Raw genomic sequence first — 16,494 nt, 5'->3', positions numbered from 1 at the left:
CCCACCAGGGAGCCCGGCCCGCGGCGCGTCCGGGGCCCCCCCGGCGGGGACCGGGCGCGTCAGAACGTCTGGAGCGTCACCAGGGTGATCCGCAGGCCGGCCCCCGACGTGCCCGGCTCCGCCTCGATCCGGACCCGCTGCCCCGGCCGCAGCAACCGCAGCCCGCCCGCCTCGAAGGCCTCCGCCCCGAACTCCACGGGGGTGCCGTCGTCGAGCAGCACACTGCCGCTGTGGGTCTCGGAGTCGTACGTGAACGCGGTCGCCTGCATGGACCGCAGCCTATCCGGCCGCCGGCAGCCACCGGGCGGCCGTCCGCGGGCCGAGCCCCAGCGCCCCGGCCGCCGCCAGATCCTCACCGGTGTCCACGTCCCGGCGCACCGAATCGACCCCCGCCAGCAGGATTTCCACCGCGCCCGAAGACAAATGCCGGAGCCGGGACGCACCCCCGAATGCCGGTTCCAATTCCACCCCCGGACCCGCCGAGAGGAATGTCGTACCTATTTCGGCGGCATCCGCGAGAAAAGCCCTCGGAAATTTCCCGGCCACGTCAAGGACCCGGGCCAGCTCGTCGGGCCGCAGCGCCGGCAGGTCCGCGTTGAGCGCCGCCACCCGCGCGGCCGGCCGCCGGATCCGTACGGCACGGACCCCGTGCGCGAGCGCCGCGTTGAGCCCCGCCGCCGGGGTGTCCGGGACGATCCGCGCGCCCAGGGCCGCGAGCGCCCCGCCGGCCGCCGGATCGTCCGTGACGACCACCACATCCCGCACCCGCGGGCAGTTCAGCACCGCCCCCACGGTGTCCTCGGCGAACGCCAGCGCCAGCCGCGGGCGCAGCCGGGACCCGGCCGCCGCGGCCAGTCTGCTCTTCGCCAGGGCAAGGGGCTTCAGGGGTACGACCAGGGACCAGCCGTCGTCCGCATGCGTGTTCATCGCGGCCCATTCTGTCCCGCCCACGCGGTCCCCAGGAGGGCCCGGGGCGTACGGTGTCACTCGACAGAGCAGGAGCATGGGGCGACACTTGACCCCCTGCCAGCCAGTCCCGGAGAAAGGTGTACGAGTGCCCCGCCGCAGAATCGGCTTCTGGTACCGCCTCGCGGCGGTCATCGCCAAACCCCCCCTGGTGGTTCTGTTCAAGCGGGACTGGCGCGGCATGGAGCACATTCCGGCCGACGGCGGCTTCATCACCGCGGTCAACCACAACTCCTACCTGGACCCGCTGTCCTACGCGCACTACCAGTACAACACCGGCCGGGTCCCGCGCCTCCTCGCCAAGGCGGGCCTCTTCAAGGCCCCCTTCGTCGGGATGATGCTGCGCGGCACCGGACAGATCCCCGTCTACCGGGAGACGACCAACGCGCTCGACGCGTTCCGCGCCGCCGTCGACGCCATCGAGCGCGGCGAGTGCGTCGCCTTCTACCCCGAGGGCACCCTCACCCGGGACCCCGACATGTGGCCCATGGCAGGCAAGACCGGGGCCGCGCGGGTCGCGCTGCTCACCCGGGCCCCCGTCATCCCGGTGGCCCAGTGGGGCGCCAACCTGGCGATGCCGCCGTACGCCAAGGAGAACAAGCTCAGCCTGTTCCCCCGCAAGACGCTGACGGTGCAGGCCGGTCCGCCCGTCGACCTCTCCCGCTTCTACGGACTCGAGCCCACGCCCGAGGTGCTCCGCGAGGCGACCGAGGTCATCATGGCCGCCGTCACCGCGCTCCTGGAGCAGATCCGCGGCGAGCAGGCGCCCGCCGAACCGTACGACCATCGCAAGGCGCGCCTGGAGCAGCGGCGCAGGGCCGCCGAAGGGGGCACCAAGTGACCAAGGCAGCCGTCTTCGGAAACGGATCCTGGGGTACCGCGTTCGCGATGATCCTCGCCGACGCGGGCTGCGAGGTGAGCCTCTGGGGCCGCCGCGCCGAACTCGCCAAGGAGATCAACGCCTCCCGGGTCAACCCCGACTACCTGCCGGGCGTCGAACTCCCGGCGGCGATCACGGCCACCGCCGACCCGGCCGAGGCGGCCCGCGACGCCGACTTCACCGTCCTCGTCGTCCCCTCCCAGACCCTCCGCGGCAACCTCGCCACCTGGGCGCCGATGCTGGCGCCCGACACCGTCCTCGTCTCCCTCATGAAGGGTGTCGAACTCGGCACCGCCAAGCGGATGAGCGAGGTCATCACCGAGGTCGCCGACGTGCCCGCCGAGCGCGTGGCCGTCCTCACCGGCCCCAACCTGGCCAAGGAGATCGCCGCCCGGCAGCCCGCCGCCGCCGTCGTCGCCTGCGTCGACGAGACGGTCGCCCAGCGCCTCCAGACCGCCTGCATGACCCCGTACTTCCGCCCGTACACCAACACCGACGTGGTGGGCTGCGAGCTCGGCGGGGCCGTGAAGAACGTCATCGGCCTCGCCGTCGGCATCGCCAACGGCATGGGCCTCGGCGACAACTCCAAGGCCACGCTCATCACCCGCGGCCTCGCCGAGACCACCCGCCTCGGCCTCGCCATGGGCGCCGACCCGCTCACCTTCTCCGGCCTCGCGGGCCTCGGCGACCTCGTCGCCACCTGCTCCTCGCCGCTCTCCAGGAACAACACCTTCGGCACCAACCTCGGCCGCGGGATGACCCTCCAGGAGACCATCGCGGCCACCAAGCAGACCGCCGAGGGCGTCAAGTCCTGCGAGTCGGTGCTCGATCTCGGCCGCCGCCACGGCGTCGACATGCCCATCACCGAGACGGTCGTGTCGATCGTCCACGACGGCAAGCCGCCGGTCGTCGCCCTCAAGGAACTGATGTCGCGCAGCGCCAAGGCCGAGCGCCGGTAGCCGCCACCGGGCGGTGCCGTCCCGGGCCCCCACGCGCCGCCGTGCCGCGCTGAGCCGGACGCGCGCGAGGGACCGGGTCCGCAAGGCCGTTCGGGACGCGCAAGGTACGCTCATCGCGATATGAGCGAGAACACCCAGAGCCCCCGCAAGCCGCGCGTGGCCGTCGTCTTCGGCGGACGCAGCTCCGAGCACGCCATCTCCGTCGTCACGGCGGGCGCCGTCCTGAGCGCCATCGACCGGGACAAGTACGACGTGCTGCCCATCGGCATCACGACGGACGGGCGCTGGGCGCTCACCGCCGACGCCCCCGAGCGCATGGCCATCGCCGACCGCGCCCTGCCGAACGTCGCCGACCTGGCCGAGTCCGCCGAGGGCGGCGTCGTCCTCTCCGTCGACCCCGCCAACCGCGAGGTCGTCCTCACCGAGCCCGGCGCCGTGCCGCGGGCCCTCGGCGAGGTCGACGTGGTCTTCCCGATGCTCCACGGCCCCTACGGCGAGGACGGCACCCTCCAGGGCCTCCTGGAGCTCTCCGGCGTCCCCTACGTCGGCGCGGGCGTCCTCGCCTCCGCCGTCGGCCAGGACAAGGAGTACATGAAGCGGGTCTTCGTCTCCTTCGGCCTCCCGGTCGGCCCGTACGAGGTCATCCGGCCGCGCGAGTGGGACCAGAACCCTGCCGCCGCCCGCAAGAAGATCGTCGAGTTCGCCGCCGAGCACGGCTGGCCGCTCTTCGTGAAGCCGGCCCGCGGCGGCTCCTCCATGGGCATCACCAAGGTCGACGACCTCTCCGGCCTGGACGAGGCCATCGAGGAGGCCCGCCGCCACGACCCCAAGATCCTCGTCGAGTCGCTGCTGCGCGGCCGCGAGATCGAGTGCGGCGTGCTGGAGTTCGAGGACGGGCCGCGCGCCAGCGTGCCGGCCGAGATCCCGCCGGTCACGGACCACGACTTCTACGACTTCGAGGCCAAGTACATCGACTCGGCCTCCGGCATCGTGCCCGCCCCCATCGGGGACGAGGCCACCGCCGAGATCCAGCGCCTCGCCGTCGCCGCCTACGAGGCGGTCTCCTGCGAGGGCCTGGTCCGCGCCGACTTCTTCCTCACCGAGGACGGCGAGTTCGTCATCAACGAGATCAACACCATGCCGGGCTTCACGCCGATCTCCATGTACCCGCGCATGTGGCAGGAGAGCGGCGTGGGCTACCCCGAGCTCGTCGACCGGCTCATCCAGGCCGCGCTGACCCGCTCCACGGGCCTGCGCTGACCCCGGGGGCCCGTCCGACGGGCCCCCGGCACCCCGAAAGACCGTGCCGCCGCCCTCAGAGGCTGGACGGCACGGTCTTCCGTACGGGATCGGCGAGATCCGCGAGCGGCGTCATGTCGTGCGTGTACCGCTCGCCGAGCGTGACCTCGACGTACGTCTTCCGGTACGTCGTGGTGAACCGGGGCCCGCTGCCCTCGGGGCGCTCCAGCATCCAGTTGACGCCGTTCGCCTCGATGCCCTGCGCCTTGGGATCGCTCATCTTTTCGGGCCGGGGCACCCCGCAGCGCAGTACGATCGCACCGTCACCCCAGCCGGCGGTCAACTCGGAGCCGGGCTCCGGGTCACTCCGTTCCAGCCCCGCCACGGCGTCGGGAAGCGCCTTCGCCAGGTCCTGGCAGAGGGCGGCCTCCGCCGCCGGGGGGCTGGGAACCACGACGGACGCCGCGGCGTCCGGCGAGGAACAGCCGGCGGCGGCCAGCAGCAGTACGGCTGCCGTCACGGCGGCGGGCAGGCCGAAGGGCCGGTGGGAAGACTTCACCGGCCAAGCGTAGACGGGGGCTACAGATGAACGACCGGGCAGGTGAGGGTGCGCGTGATGCCGTCCACTTGCTGGACCTTCGCGACCACCATGCGGCCGAGCTCGTCGACCGTGTCCGCCTGCGCGCGCACGATGACGTCGTACGGACCGGTCACGTCTTCCGCCTGGAGCACCCCCGGGATCTTGGAGATGGTGTCGGCGACGGTCGACGCCTTGCCCACCTCGGTCTGGATGAGGATGTACGCCTGAACCACGGAACCTCCAGGGCGACCACGAGGATCTTGTGGGAGAAAGGGACGCCACGGTACCGCGTCGCCGCGGGCCGCGGGGAGACCCGCGCCTCCCGAGGCGCTCGCGGGGTGGCGTACGCAGGACAGAAGTTGACGGTCTACTTGACGGTACCCAGCACGGTGACGGCCCGCGACCCGCGGCGCGAACAGACGCGCCTCCGCCCGCCGGCCGGCACGAAGACACGAGGTGAGGCGCGGTGAAGGGCACAGTCGGAGAGCTGGGCGAGTTCGGGCTCATCAAGGAGCTCACGTCCCGGCTCACCTCCACCCCGGCGGTACGGATCGGGCCGGGCGACGACGCCGCGGTCGTCTCCGCGCCCGACCGGCGCGTGGTGGCCAGCACGGACATCCTCCTCGAAGGACGTCACTTCCGCCGCGACTGGTCGACGGCGTACGACGTCGGCCGCAAGGCCGCCGCGCAGAACCTCGCCGACATCGCCGCCATGGGCGCGGTCCCCACCGCGCTCCTCCTCGGCCTGGTCGTCCCCGCCGAACTCCCCGTCACGTGGCCCACCGAACTCATGGACGGCCTGCGCGACGAATGTCAGGTCGCGGGCGCCGCGGTGGTCGGCGGCGACGTCGTCCGCGGCGACACGATCATGGTCTCCATCACCGCGCTCGGCGATCTGCGCAACCACGACCCGGTCACCCGGGGCGGCGCCCAGCCCGGCGACGTCGTCGCCTACACGGGCTGGCTCGGCTGGTCCGCCGCCGGCTACGCGGTCCTCTCCCGCGGCTTCCGCTCCCCGCGCGCCTTCGTCGAGGCCCACCGCAGGCCCGAACCGCCGTACCACGCGGGTCCCGCGGCCGCCGGTCTCGGGGCCACCGCCATGTGCGACGTCAGCGACGGCCTCATCGCCGACCTCGGCCACATCGCCGAGGCCAGCAAGGTCCGCATCGACCTGCGCTCCGGGCTCATCGACATCCCGACCCAGATGAACGACATCGGCCAGGCCGTCGGCGTCGACCCCATGCAGTGGGTGCTCACCGGGGGAGAGGACCACGCCATCGTGGCCACCTTCCCGCCGGACGTGAAGCTGCCCGCCCGCTGGAAGGTCATCGGCGAGGTCCTCAACCCCTCGGCGCTGCCGCAGGTCACCGTGGACGGCGCGCCCTGGCACAGCGTGGGCGGCTGGGACCACTTCGGGGAGACCGAGTGAGCCCCGCGCCGCCGCTGGTGCTGACCGTCGCCGGATCCGACTCCGGCGGCGGCGCCGGCATCCAGGCCGACCTGAAGACGATGCTCGCGCTCGGCGTCCACGGCATGAGCGTGCTCACCGCCGTCACCGCCCAGAACTCGCGGGGCGTCCAGGGCGTCTGGGAGCTGCCCGCGGAGGCCGTACGGGCCCAGTACCGGGCCGTCGTCGACGACATCGGCGTCCAGGCCGTCAAGACCGGGATGCTGTCCTCGGCCGCCCTCGTGGAGACCGTCGCCGAGCTCCTCGGCGACACCGGAGCCCCGGTCGTCGTCGACCCGGTCGGCGTCTCCAAGCACGGGGACTCCCTGCTCGCCGAGAGCGCGCTCGACTCCGTCCGCACGAAGCTGCTGCCCCGGGCCACCGTCGCCACCCCGAACCTGGACGAGGTGACACAGCTCACGGACGTCCACGTCGTCCACGAGTCCGACATGCGGGTCGCGGCCAGGGCGATCCTGTCGTACGGGCCGGAATGGGTCCTGATCAAGGGCGGGCACCTGCCCACCGGCCGGGAGGCCGTGGACCTGCTCACGGACGGCTCGGAGGAGCACTGGCTGCGCGCCCCGCGCCACGACAACCGGCACACCCACGGGACGGGCTGCACGCTCGCCTCCGCGGTGGCGTCCGGGCTCGCCAAGGGGCTCCCGGTGCCGGAGGCGGTACGGGAGGCCAAGGAGTACGTCACGGGGGCCATCGGCGCCGGGTTCGCGCTGGGCGCGGGCATCGGGCCGGTCGATCACGGCTGGCGGTTCAGGGACTGAAGACCCCGCCGGTGGTCACACCGGCGGGCGCGCCGGCCCCGGGCAAGGCAAAAGGCCGGTTCACCTAGGTGAACCGGCCTTTCAAGGCAACCGCAGGGGCTGCGCTACGACAGAACACGCGTCGCAATTAGCGCGAGACCTTGCCGGCCTTGATGCACGAGGTGCAGACGTTGAGCCGCTTCGGCGTCCGACCGACCACGGCACGCACACGCTGGATGTTCGGGTTCCAGCGACGGGGCGTACGGCGGTGCGAGTGCGAAATGTTGTTGCCGAAGCCCGGCCCCTTGCCGCAGACGTCGCAGTTGGCAGCCACGGGTCACTCCAAAGACTTCAGAATTACAGTGAAATCCGGCGCACCGGAATCAGGAGTCTGAAGTGGCTTGCCGGGGGATGGCCCGGCGTGGAACCGGGCAACCGAAGCAGCATACAACGGCTGGCTCGGTGGAACGAAACTACCATGGTCTGGGCGCACCTCGCCCCGGGCCCAGGTCACCGGGGGTCCCCCCTGCTCGAGCGAAGCCGAGAGCTTGGGGGACGGACACCTCGGGTCTACCCTGCGGTGAGCTCACCGCCGAAGGAGGACCCCCCGTTGTCGCGAGCCCTTCACCCCTTCGAGGAGCTCGTCGAGCTCGACGCCGAAGCGGTCAGGTCCTGGTGCGCGCGGTCGCTGGACGCGCTCGGCCGGGAGCGCGAGGAGATCGACGCGATCAACGTCTATCCCGTGGCGGACGGGGACACCGGCACCAACCTGTACCTGACGGCGGAGGCCGCCCACCAGGCCGTCGAGGCCGTCTTCGCCGCCTCCGCGCCCACCCCCGACACCGCCGAGACCGTAGGGGCCATGGCGCACGGCGCGCTCCTCGGCGCCCGGGGGAACTCCGGCACCATCCTGTCCCAGCTCCTCCGCGGCATGGCGGGCGTCCTGGCCGACGGCTGTGACGGTGATCACCTCGCCCGCGCCCTCGGCGAGGCCGCGACCGCGGCGCGCAGGGCCGTCGCCCACCCCGTGGAGGGCACCATCCTCACCGTGGCGAGCGCCGCGGCCGGGGCCTGCGCCGCCGGCGGCGGGCTCGTCGACGTGGCCAGGAACGCCCACGACGGGGCCCGGACGGCCCTCGCCGCCACCTCGGGGCAGCTCGACGTCCTCGAACGCGCCGGAGTCGTCGACGCGGGCGGCAGGGGCCTCGTGACCGTCCTCGGCGCACTCCTCGAGACCGTGACCGGACAGACCCCGCCGCCGGCGCCCGAGGCGCGGACCACGCCCGCACCCCCGGAGGCGTGCCCCGCCGAGGACGGGCCCGCCTACGAGGTGATCTACCTCCTGGAGGCCGGGGACGAGGCCGTGGAGCTGCTCAGGTCCCGGCTGGACGCCCTGGGGGAGTCCCTCGTCGTCGTCGGCGGGGACGGGCTGTGGAACGTCCATGTGCACGTCGACGACGCGGGCGCCGCCGTCGAGGCCGGGGTCGAGGCCGGACGGCCGCACCGCATCCGGATCACCCACTTCGCCGCCGACCCGGCCGCCGCCTCCGCACGCGGGGAGCGCGCCCAGCGCGCGGTCGTCGCCGTCGTCCCCGGCGAGGGCCTCGCCGGGCTCTGCGCGGAGGCGGGCGCCACGACCGTACGGACCCTGCCCGGCGAACAGCCCGCGGGCGACGAACTCCTCGACGCGATCCGGCGGGCCCACGCGCGCGAGGTCGTCCTGCTGCCCAACGACACCGACCTGCGCCGGGCCGCGGCGGCCGCCGCCGAACGCGCCAGGGCCGAGGGCATCCGCGTCGCCCTCATCCCCACCCGGGCCGCCGTCCAGGGCATCGCCGCCCTCGCCGTCCACGAACCCGACCGGCGCTTCGACGAGGACGTCGTCGCCATGACGGCCGCCGCCGGAGCCACCCGCTACGCCGAACTCGCCGTCGCCGAACGGCAGTCCTTCACCTCCGCGGGCGTCTGCCAGGCCGGCGACGTCCTCGGCCTCATCGAGGGCGACGTCGCCGTCATCGGCACCGACCTCACCGAGACCGCCCGCACCGTCCTGGACCGGATGCTGTCGGCCGGCGGCGAACTCGTCACCCTCGTCGTCGCCGACGACACCCCGCCCGGACTCGCCCCCGACCTGGAGGCCCACGTCCGGCGCGGCTACCTGGCCGTCGACACCACCACCTACCACGCGGGAGCCGGCGCTCCGCCGCTGCTCATCGGGGTGGAATAGCGGCTTTTCCCGGTGGTCGTCCACAGCCTCCGGGACGACTGTCGGTCCCGTGGTGTGCAATGGAACGCGTGCCCGCGCTCGACGAACCACTCAAGAAGTCCCTCGGCCCCGCCACCGCCAAGGTCATGGCCGAGGCACTCGACCTGCACACGGTCGGTGACCTGCTCCACCACTACCCCCGCCGGTACGCCGAGCGGGGGGAGCTGACGACCCTCGCCGACCTGCCGCTCGACGAGCACGTCACGGTGGTCGCGCAGGTCGCCGACGCCCGTGTGCACACCTTCAACGGCTCCAAGGGGCGCGGCCAGCGCCTCGAAGTGACCATCACCGACGGCAGCGGCCGCCTCCAACTGGTCTTCTTCGGCAAGGGCGTGCACAAGCCGCACCACGACCTGCTGCCCGGCACCCGCGCGATGTTCGCCGGCAAGGTCTCGCTCTTCAACCGGCGCCTCCAGCTCGCCCATCCGTCGTACGAACTCCTCCGCGGCGACAGCGAGGAGGCCGTGGACGTCTGGGCCGGGGCCCTCATCCCGATCTACCCGGCGACCACCAAGCTGGAGTCCTGGAAGATCGCCAAGGCCGTCGACGCCGTCCTGCCCAGCGCCGTCGACGCCGTCGACCCGCTGCCCGACGCCCTGCGCGAGGGCCGCGGACTCGCCGAGCTCCCCGACGCCCTCCGGCTCATCCACCGGCCCCGCACCAAGGCCGACATCGCGCTCGCGCGCGAGCGCCTCAAGTGGGACGAGGCCTTCGTCCTCCAGGTCGCCCTCGCCCGCCGCCGGCACGCCGACACCCAGCTCCCCGCCGTCGCCCGCCGGCCCGTCCCCGAGGGCATCCTCGACGCCTTCGACGCCAAGCTCCCCTTCACCCTCACCGACGGCCAGCGGAAGGTCTCCAAGGAGATCTTCGACGACCTCGCCACCGACCACCCCATGCACCGACTCCTCCAGGGCGAGGTCGGCAGCGGAAAGACGATGGTCGCGCTGCGCGCCATGCTCGCCGTCGTCGACTCCGGGGGGCAGGCCGCCATGCTCGCCCCCACCGAGGTCCTCGCCCAGCAGCACCACCGCTCCGTCACCGAGATGATGGGGGAGCTCGCCGAGGGAGGGATGCTCGGCGGCGCCGACCGGGCCACCAAGGTCGTCCTGCTCACCGGCTCCATGGGCACCGCGGCCCGCCGGCAGGCCCTCCTCGACCTGGTCACCGGCGAGGCGGGCCTCGTCATCGGCACCCACGCGCTGATCGAGGACAAGGTCCAGTTCCACGACCTCGGCCTGGTCGTCGTCGACGAGCAGCACCGCTTCGGCGTCGAGCAGCGCGACGCCCTCCGCGGCAAGGGGAAGCAGCCCCCGCACCTCCTGGTGATGACCGCCACCCCCATCCCGCGCACGGTCGCCATGACCGTCTTCGGCGACCTGGAGACCTCCGTCCTCGACCAGCTGCCCGCCGGACGCTCCCCGATCGCCACCCATGTCGTGCCCGCCGCCGACAAGCCGCACTTCCTCACGCGCGCGTGGGAACGGGTCCGCGAGGAGGTCGGGAAGGGCCACCAGGCGTACGTGGTCTGCCCCCGCATCGGCGACGAGGAGGACCAGAAGAAGAAGGCGAAGGCGTCCGCGGAGGACGAGGCCGAGAAGCGCCCGCCGCTCGCGGTCCTCGACGTCGCGGAGAAGCTCAGCACCGGGCCCCTCACCGGACTCCGGATCGCCGTCCTGCACGGCCGCATGCACCCCGACGACAAGGACGACGTCATGCGCCGCTTCGCCGCGGGCGAGCTCGACGTCCTCGTCGCCACCACCGTCATCGAGGTCGGCGTCAACGTCCCCAACGCCACCGCCATGGTGATCATGGACGCCGACCGCTTCGGCGTCTCCCAGCTCCACCAGCTCCGCGGCCGCGTCGGCCGTGGCTCGGCACCCGGCCTCTGCCTCCTCGTCAGCGAGATGCCCGAGGCCACCCCCGCCCGCCAGCGCCTCGCCGCCGTCGCCGCCACCCTGGACGGCTTCGAGCTCTCCCGCATCGACCTCGAACAGCGACGCGAGGGCGACGTCCTCGGCCAGGCCCAGTCCGGCGTCCGCTCCTCCCTGCGGGTGCTCACCGTCATCGACGACGAGGAGGTCATCGCCGCCGCCCGCGAGGAGGCCACCGCCCTCGTCCTCGCCGACCCGGACCTCACCGCCCACCCGGGCCTGCGCACCGCGCTCGACGCCCTGCTCGACAAGGACCGGGAGGAGTACCTGGAGAAGGGCTGACCGCGCGGTGTGGACCGCGGTCATATCCTGAGACGTACGCACTGGACGACGCAGGACGAGGACACCGATGACTCGCGTGATCGCCGGCACCGCCGGCGGGCGCCGCCTGGCCGTGCCGCCCGGCAACGGCACCCGCCCCACCTCCGACCGGGCGCGCGAAGGCCTCTTCTCCACCTGGGGCGCCTTCCTCGGCACCCTCGACGGGGCCAGGGTCGCCGACCTGTACGCCGGATCCGGCGCCGTCGGCCTCGAAGCGCTCTCCCGGGGAGCCGCCCACGCCCTTCTCGTCGAGGCCGAACCGCGCGCCGCGCGCACCATCCGGGAGAACATCGCCTCGCTCGGCCTCCCGGGCGCCGAACTCCGCACCGGCAAAGCGGAGCAGATCGTCACGGGACCGGCGCCCGCCGACCCGTACGACCTGGTCTTCCTCGACCCGCCGTACGCCGTCACCGACGAGGATCTTCGCGAGATACTCCTCACACTCCGCTCGGGGGGCTGGCTCGCGGACGACGCTCTCGTCACCGTGGAGCGCAGCACCAGAGGCGGAGAATTCGGCTGGCCGGCCGGTTTCGAACCACTGCGGGCCCGTCGTTACGGCGAGGGAACGTTTTGGTACGGTCGCGCCGCCTCTACGTGCGAAGACGCACGATGACCGGACCGGAGAGCGAGGGACCCAAGTTGCGCCGCGCCGTCTGTCCGGGGTCATTCGACCCCATCACCAACGGACACCTCGACATCATCGCCCGCGCCTCCAAGCTGTACGACGTCGTACATGTCGCGGTGATGATCAACCAGTCGAAGAAGGGCCTGTTCACGGTCGACGAGCGGATCGAGCTGATCCGCGAGGTGACCGCCGACTTCGGCAACGTCGAGGTGGAGTCCTTCCACGGACTGCTCGTCGACTTCTGCAAGCAGCGCGACATCCCCGCGATCGTCAAGGGACTGCGCGCGGTCAGCGACTTCGACTACGAGCTGCAGATGGCCCAGATGAACAACGGCCTCACGGGCGTGGAGACCCTCTTCGTCCCCACCAACCCGACCTACAGCTTCCTGTCGTCCTCGCTGGTCAAGGAGGTCGCGGCCTGGGGCGGCGACGTCTCCCACCTGGTGCCCCCGGCGGTCTTCGGCCGGCTCACCGAGCGCCTGGCGCAGAAGTGACGCGCGGCCACCGCCGCTGACGCTCCGTCACCCGGTGTCGGACGGGCGCCGACTGCCCTTACAGTCGTCCCGTCCGTCTCCATCCAGCTGTAGAGAGTGGCGAGCACCCGGTGGACGTACAGAAGAAGCTCGACGAGATCGTCGCGACCGTGCAGGGCGCCCGCTCCATGCCCATGTCGGCATCCTGCGTGGTCAACCGCGCCGAGCTGCTCGCCCTGCTCGAAGAGGTGCGGGAGGCCCTGCCCGGCTCCCTCGCGCAGGCCCAGGAGCTGATCGGCGGCCGCGAGCACATGGTCGAGCAGGCCCGCCAGGAGGCGGAGCGGATCATCGAGGCCGCCCACGCCGAACGCGGCTCGATCGTCTCCGACACCCAGGTCGCCCGGCTCTCGCAGGAGGAGGCCGACCGGATCCTCTCCGAGGCCCGCCGCGAGGCCGAGGAGGTCCGCGCCGAGGCCGACGACTACGTCGACTCCAAGCTGGCGAACTTCGAGGTCGTCCTCAACAAGACGATCGGCTCCGTCGACCGGGGCCGCGAGAAGCTCCTCGGCCGGGGCCCCGGCCTCGACCAGAACGGTTACGCGGACGAGGACGCCCCCGAGTACAGCGCCGACCCGCAGACCCTGATCCACCGGGCCGACGAGTACGTCGACGCCAAGCTCGGCGCCTTCGAGGCGGTGCTCAGCAAGACCCTCGAGGCCGTCGGACGCGGCCGGCAGAAGCTGCACGGCCGGATCGCCACCGACGCCCTGGGCGAGCACATGGCCGCCCAGGACGGCCTCGGCGCCTCCGTGCACACCAGCGACTCCGACTACCTGGCCGGACTCGCGGAGCTCTCGGACCCCGAACCGGTCCAGATCCCCGCCCAGCAGCAGTCCCAGCCCCAGCCCGACCCGTACGCGGCCTACCAGCAGGTGCAGCAGCCCGACCCGTACGCCGGCTACCAGCAGGTCCAGCAGCAGCCCGACCCGTACGCGTACCAGCAGCCGCAGCACGCCGACCCGTACGGCTACCAGCAGCAGGACCCGTACGCGTACCAGCAGCCCGTCCAGCAGCAGGGCCACCCGCAGGGTCACCAGCAGCAGGGGGCCGCGCTCGACGAGACGAGCTTCTTCGACACGAGCATGATCGACCTGGAGCAGCTGCGCCGCTACGAACAGGGGCAGTAGCGCGGGGTCGGTAAGACCCCAAGGCCCGGATTGGGCCCTGAGCGAAGCGTCCAGTATCCTGGCTCTTCGGTCGCGCGTATCTCCGCGATCCATGCTGCCCACGTCTGGCGGCCTTCTCGACGCAGCACGATTCGAAAGCAGGAAGAGCCCTGAGCACGCGCCTCGACCACCGCAACCCCCTCGTGTTCGACACACACGAGCTGGGGCGGCGTCCTGGTGCCCTCCAGCGGCTCTCGCGTTCGATCGAGGCCCCCAGGGACCTGGGCGTCGAAGGAGTGATCGGAGTGCCCGAGGGCGCTCCGGTGGAAATCGATCTCCGTCTTGAGTCGGTCATGGAAGGGGTGCTTGTCACAGGCACCGCCCGTGCATCGGCCGAGGGGGAGTGCGTAAGGTGTCTGGAGCCCGTCGAGCTGGAGCTCGATGTGGACTTCCAGGAGATGTTCTCGTACCCCGACTCCGACGACCGGGGCCGCTCCAAGGCGGCCGCGGACGACGAAGCCGAGGCAGACGAGGACATGATCCCCCTCGAGGACGGCATGTTCGACCTCGAACCCGTGCTGCGTGATGCGGTGGTGCTCGCACTGCCGATGCAGCCGGTGTGCCGGGAGGACTGTGCAGGCCTGTGTTCCGAGTGTGGAACCAACCTGAACGAGAACCCGGACCACCACCATGACGCCGTCGACATTCGTTGGGCGGCACTGCAGGGACTCGCCGGTTCGCTGGGAACCGATGAGAAGGACAACATGAGCGGCAAAGCCTCTGACGGGGACGTCCGAAGCGCCGCCGAGAAGCAGGAGAAGTAGCCGTGGCTGTTCCGAAGCGGAAGATGTCGCGCAGCAACACGCGCCACCGCCGGTCGCAGTGGAAGGCTGCGGTCCCCACCCTGGTTTCGTGTGAGCGTTGCCAGGAGCCGAAGCTGCAGCACATCGCGTGCCCGAGCTGCGGCACCTACAACAAGCGCCAGGTCCTCTCGGTCTGATTGGGCTGGTGAGAGGCGCAATGTCTGAGTCCCGCAAGACGGACGACAAGACGGACCATGCCTCGTCCCACACGCTTCTGGAAGGGCGGCTCGGCTATCAGCTCGAGTCCGCCCTTCTGGTGCGTGCGCTGACCCACCGTTCGTTCGCGTACGAGAACGGCGGTCTGCCCACCAACGAGCGGCTGGAGTTCCTCGGGGACTCCGTGCTCGGCCTGGTGGTCACGGACACGCTGTACCGGACCCACCCCGACCTGCCGGAAGGCCAGCTGGCCAAACTGCGGGCCGCGGTGGTCAACTCGCGTGCGCTGGCGGACGTGGGGCGCGAACTCGAACTCGGCTCCTTCATCCGGCTCGGCCGGGGCGAAGAGGGCACGGGCGGCCGGGACAAGGCGTCCATCCTCGCCGACACCCTTGAAGCGGTGATCGGCGCGGTCTATCTCGACCAGGGCCTCGATGCGGCGTCCGAGCTGGTGCACCGGCTCTTCGACCCGCTGATCGAGAAGTCCTCGAACCTCGGTGCCGGCCTGGACTGGAAGACCAGTCTCCAGGAGCTCACCGCGGCCGAGGGTCTGGGCGTTCCGGAGTACCTCGTCTCCGAAGAGGGCCCGGACCACGAGAAGACCTTTACTGCTGCCGCCCGCGTCGGTGGTGTCTCGTACGGCACCGGCACCGGCCGCAGCAAGAAGGAAGCGGAACAGCAGGCGGCGGAGTCCGCGTGGCGCGCGATTCGCGCGGCCGCGGACGAACGCGCGGCGGCGGCGAAGGCCGCGGCCGAGGCGGGAACGGGAGAGGTCGCCGACCCCTCTCCGACCGCCCACCGGGCGTCGGCCTGACGGCCGCACCCTCTCGCTTCCCGAGAACCCCGCCCACGGGCGGGGTTCTCGTCTTCTCCCGCCCGCTTCTCGTCTCTCCCTCCCGTCCTTCTCGCGGGCCGGCCCCGGTAGGGTTGAACCGCCGTCGAAGCCGTACGTCCGGAGGAGTCCCGTGCCCGAGCTGCCCGAGGTCGAGGTCGTACGGCGGGGTCTTGAGCGCTGGGTCGCCGGACGGACCGTGACCGAGGTCGAGGTGCTGCACCCCAGGGCCGTACGACGTCATCCGGCGGGCGGCGAGGACTTCGCGGCCCGGCTGAAGGGGCAGCGGTTCGAGGTGGCGCGCCGCCGGGGCAAGTACCTCTGGCTGCCGCTCGCGGAGACCGGCACCTCCGTCCTCGGGCACCTCGGCATGAGCGGGCAGCTGCTCGTCCAGCCGGAGGACGCCGAGGACGAGAAGCACCTCCGCATCCGGATCCGCTTCGCGCCATCCGACAGCGACTCCGTCGCGGGCACGGCCGGCACCGAGCTCCGGTTCGTCGACCAGCGCACCTTCGGCGGACTCTCGCTCCACGACCAGACCCCCGACGGGCTGCCGGACGTCATCGGGCACATCGCCCGCGATCCGCTGGACCCCGAGTTCGACGACGCCGCCTTCCAGAGCGCGCTGCGGCTGCGCCGTACGACGGTCAAGCGGGCGCTGCTCGACCAGTCGCTGATCAGCGGCGTCGGCAACATCTACGCCGACGAGGCGCTCTGGCGGTCCCGGCTGCACTACGACCGGCCGACCGCGACCCTCACGCGCCCTCGTTCTGCCGAACTCCTCGGGCACGTCCGGGACGTGATGAACGCGGCCCTCGACGTCGGCGGGACCAGCTTCGACAGCCTGTACGTGAACGTCAACGGCGAATCCGGCTACTTCGACCGCTCGCTCGACGCCTACGGGCGCGAGGACGAGCCCTGTCACCGCTGCGGTACGCCGATGCGGCGCCGCGCGTGGATGAACCGCTCCAGCTACTTCTGCCCGCGCTGCCAGCGACCGCCGCGCGCGAACGCCTGACGGCGCGCGAACGC

General features: G+C 72.0%; 19 protein-coding genes. 14 read left to right on the top strand and 5 right to left on the bottom strand.

What is annotated here, in order from left to right:
* Positions 1–59 precede the first annotated feature (59 nt).
* Positions 60–269 (bottom strand): hypothetical protein, encoded by a 210-nt coding sequence (locus tag ACFQ79_RS28320; RefSeq protein WP_030325574.1) that lies wholly within the window; start codon positions 267–269, stop codon positions 60–62.
* A 10-nt stretch (positions 270–279) separates the two neighbouring features.
* A complete protein-coding gene (gene cofC / locus ACFQ79_RS28315; protein ID WP_383588756.1) occupies positions 280–927 on the bottom strand; it encodes a 2-phospho-L-lactate guanylyltransferase in 648 nt (215 codons plus the stop codon).
* A 127-nt stretch (positions 928–1,054) separates the two neighbouring features.
* On the opposite strand from cofC, the gene ACFQ79_RS28310 reads away from it, so the two are divergent.
* The 3 genes from ACFQ79_RS28310 (at position 1,055) to ACFQ79_RS28300 (ending at position 4,065) form a co-directional block, all read left to right on the top strand.
* Positions 1,055–1,807 carry a 1-acyl-sn-glycerol-3-phosphate acyltransferase gene (locus ACFQ79_RS28310; RefSeq protein ID WP_030325577.1) on the top strand — a complete coding sequence of 251 codons (753 nt, stop codon included), beginning with the start codon at positions 1,055–1,057 and terminating at the stop codon, positions 1,805–1,807.
* Positions 1,804–2,805, top strand: a complete 1,002-nt coding sequence (locus ACFQ79_RS28305) for an NAD(P)H-dependent glycerol-3-phosphate dehydrogenase (protein ID WP_383588752.1) — start codon at positions 1,804–1,806, stop codon at positions 2,803–2,805. Before ACFQ79_RS28310 ends, ACFQ79_RS28305 begins: the two co-directional genes overlap by 4 nt.
* A gap of 120 nt (positions 2,806–2,925) precedes the next feature.
* Positions 2,926–4,065, top strand: a complete 1,140-nt coding sequence (locus tag ACFQ79_RS28300) for a D-alanine--D-alanine ligase family protein (RefSeq protein ID WP_383588750.1) — start codon at positions 2,926–2,928, stop codon at positions 4,063–4,065.
* Between the two features lie 55 nt (positions 4,066–4,120).
* On the opposite strand, the gene ACFQ79_RS28295 is transcribed toward ACFQ79_RS28300, so the two are convergent.
* Positions 4,121–4,603, bottom strand: coding sequence for a DUF3515 domain-containing protein (locus tag ACFQ79_RS28295; RefSeq protein ID WP_383588747.1), 483 nt, complete (start codon positions 4,601–4,603; stop codon positions 4,121–4,123).
* A gap of 20 nt (positions 4,604–4,623) precedes the next feature.
* On the bottom strand, positions 4,624–4,857 hold the full coding sequence (locus ACFQ79_RS28290; protein WP_015036438.1) for an Lrp/AsnC family transcriptional regulator: 234 nt from the start codon (positions 4,855–4,857) through the stop codon (positions 4,624–4,626).
* Between the two features lie 233 nt (positions 4,858–5,090).
* Here ACFQ79_RS28290 and ACFQ79_RS28285 point away from each other — a divergent pair, with 233 nt between their 5' ends.
* The gene (locus ACFQ79_RS28285) at positions 5,091–6,053 is read left to right on the top strand and encodes a thiamine-phosphate kinase (RefSeq protein ID WP_055598471.1); all 963 of its coding nucleotides are present in this window, start codon (positions 5,091–5,093) and stop codon (positions 6,051–6,053) included.
* Positions 6,050–6,850, top strand: coding sequence for a bifunctional hydroxymethylpyrimidine kinase/phosphomethylpyrimidine kinase (gene thiD / locus ACFQ79_RS28280; protein ID WP_383588745.1), 801 nt, complete (start codon positions 6,050–6,052; stop codon positions 6,848–6,850). Before ACFQ79_RS28285 ends, thiD begins: the two co-directional genes overlap by 4 nt.
* Before the next feature lie 127 nt (positions 6,851–6,977).
* Here thiD and rpmB read toward each other — a convergent pair whose 3' ends face one another.
* Positions 6,978–7,163 carry a 50S ribosomal protein L28 gene (gene rpmB / locus ACFQ79_RS28275; RefSeq protein ID WP_015036441.1) on the bottom strand — a complete coding sequence of 62 codons (186 nt, stop codon included), beginning with the start codon at positions 7,161–7,163 and terminating at the stop codon, positions 6,978–6,980.
* A 276-nt stretch (positions 7,164–7,439) separates the two neighbouring features.
* On the opposite strand from rpmB, the gene ACFQ79_RS28270 reads away from it, so the two are divergent.
* The 9 genes from ACFQ79_RS28270 to mutM all read left to right on the top strand — a co-directional run bounded on the left by ACFQ79_RS28270 (position 7,440) and on the right by mutM (position 16,480).
* A complete protein-coding gene (locus tag ACFQ79_RS28270; RefSeq protein ID WP_383588742.1) occupies positions 7,440–9,056 on the top strand; it encodes a DAK2 domain-containing protein in 1,617 nt (538 codons plus the stop codon).
* A gap of 59 nt (positions 9,057–9,115) precedes the next feature.
* The gene (gene recG / locus ACFQ79_RS28265; protein WP_383588739.1) at positions 9,116–11,308 is read left to right on the top strand and encodes an ATP-dependent DNA helicase RecG; all 2,193 of its coding nucleotides are present in this window, start codon (positions 9,116–9,118) and stop codon (positions 11,306–11,308) included.
* A 67-nt stretch (positions 11,309–11,375) separates the two neighbouring features.
* Positions 11,376–11,960, top strand: coding sequence for a 16S rRNA (guanine(966)-N(2))-methyltransferase RsmD (rsmD, locus tag ACFQ79_RS28260; protein ID WP_383588736.1), 585 nt, complete (start codon positions 11,376–11,378; stop codon positions 11,958–11,960).
* 26 nt (positions 11,961–11,986) lie between these two features.
* A complete protein-coding gene (gene coaD / locus ACFQ79_RS28255) occupies positions 11,987–12,466 on the top strand; it encodes a pantetheine-phosphate adenylyltransferase (RefSeq protein ID WP_187623233.1) in 480 nt (159 codons plus the stop codon).
* 110 nt (positions 12,467–12,576) lie between these two features.
* Positions 12,577–13,632: a cell division initiation protein gene (locus ACFQ79_RS28250; RefSeq protein WP_383588733.1), complete on the top strand. Its 1,056-nt coding sequence runs from the start codon at positions 12,577–12,579 to the stop codon at positions 13,630–13,632.
* A gap of 149 nt (positions 13,633–13,781) precedes the next feature.
* Positions 13,782–14,435, top strand: coding sequence for a YceD family protein (locus ACFQ79_RS28245; RefSeq protein WP_383588762.1), 654 nt, complete (start codon positions 13,782–13,784; stop codon positions 14,433–14,435).
* A 2-nt stretch (positions 14,436–14,437) separates the two neighbouring features.
* The gene (rpmF, locus tag ACFQ79_RS28240; protein ID WP_015036448.1) at positions 14,438–14,611 is read left to right on the top strand and encodes a 50S ribosomal protein L32; all 174 of its coding nucleotides are present in this window, start codon (positions 14,438–14,440) and stop codon (positions 14,609–14,611) included.
* A gap of 20 nt (positions 14,612–14,631) precedes the next feature.
* Positions 14,632–15,444 (top strand): ribonuclease III, encoded by an 813-nt coding sequence (gene rnc / locus ACFQ79_RS28235; RefSeq protein WP_383588730.1) that lies wholly within the window; start codon positions 14,632–14,634, stop codon positions 15,442–15,444.
* 151 nt (positions 15,445–15,595) lie between these two features.
* Positions 15,596–16,480, top strand: coding sequence for a bifunctional DNA-formamidopyrimidine glycosylase/DNA-(apurinic or apyrimidinic site) lyase (gene mutM, locus ACFQ79_RS28230; protein WP_383588727.1), 885 nt, complete (start codon positions 15,596–15,598; stop codon positions 16,478–16,480).
* The last annotated feature ends 14 nt before the right edge of the window (positions 16,481–16,494 follow it).

The sequence above is a fragment of the Streptomyces sp. NPDC056480 genome (assembly GCF_042795405.1).
Lineage (GTDB): Bacteria > Actinomycetota > Actinomycetes > Streptomycetales > Streptomycetaceae > Streptomyces.
Note: the sequence above shows the minus strand (reverse complement) of the source record. Positions and strands in the feature narration are given on the sequence as shown.

Coding starts and splice junctions, on each gene's coding strand:
- rnc (WP_383588730.1), top strand. CDS start 14,632: ATGTCTGAGTCCCGCAAGACGGACGACAAGACGGACCATGCCTCGTCC.
- ACFQ79_RS28300 (WP_383588750.1), top strand. CDS start 2,926: ATGAGCGAGAACACCCAGAGCCCCCGCAAGCCGCGCGTGGCCGTCGTC.
- cofC (WP_383588756.1), bottom strand. CDS start 927: ATGAACACGCATGCGGACGACGGCTGGTCCCTGGTCGTACCCCTGAAG.
- rsmD (WP_383588736.1), top strand. CDS start 11,376: ATGACTCGCGTGATCGCCGGCACCGCCGGCGGGCGCCGCCTGGCCGTG.
- ACFQ79_RS28320 (WP_030325574.1), bottom strand. CDS start 269: ATGCAGGCGACCGCGTTCACGTACGACTCCGAGACCCACAGCGGCAGT.
- recG (WP_383588739.1), top strand. CDS start 9,116: ATGGAACGCGTGCCCGCGCTCGACGAACCACTCAAGAAGTCCCTCGGC.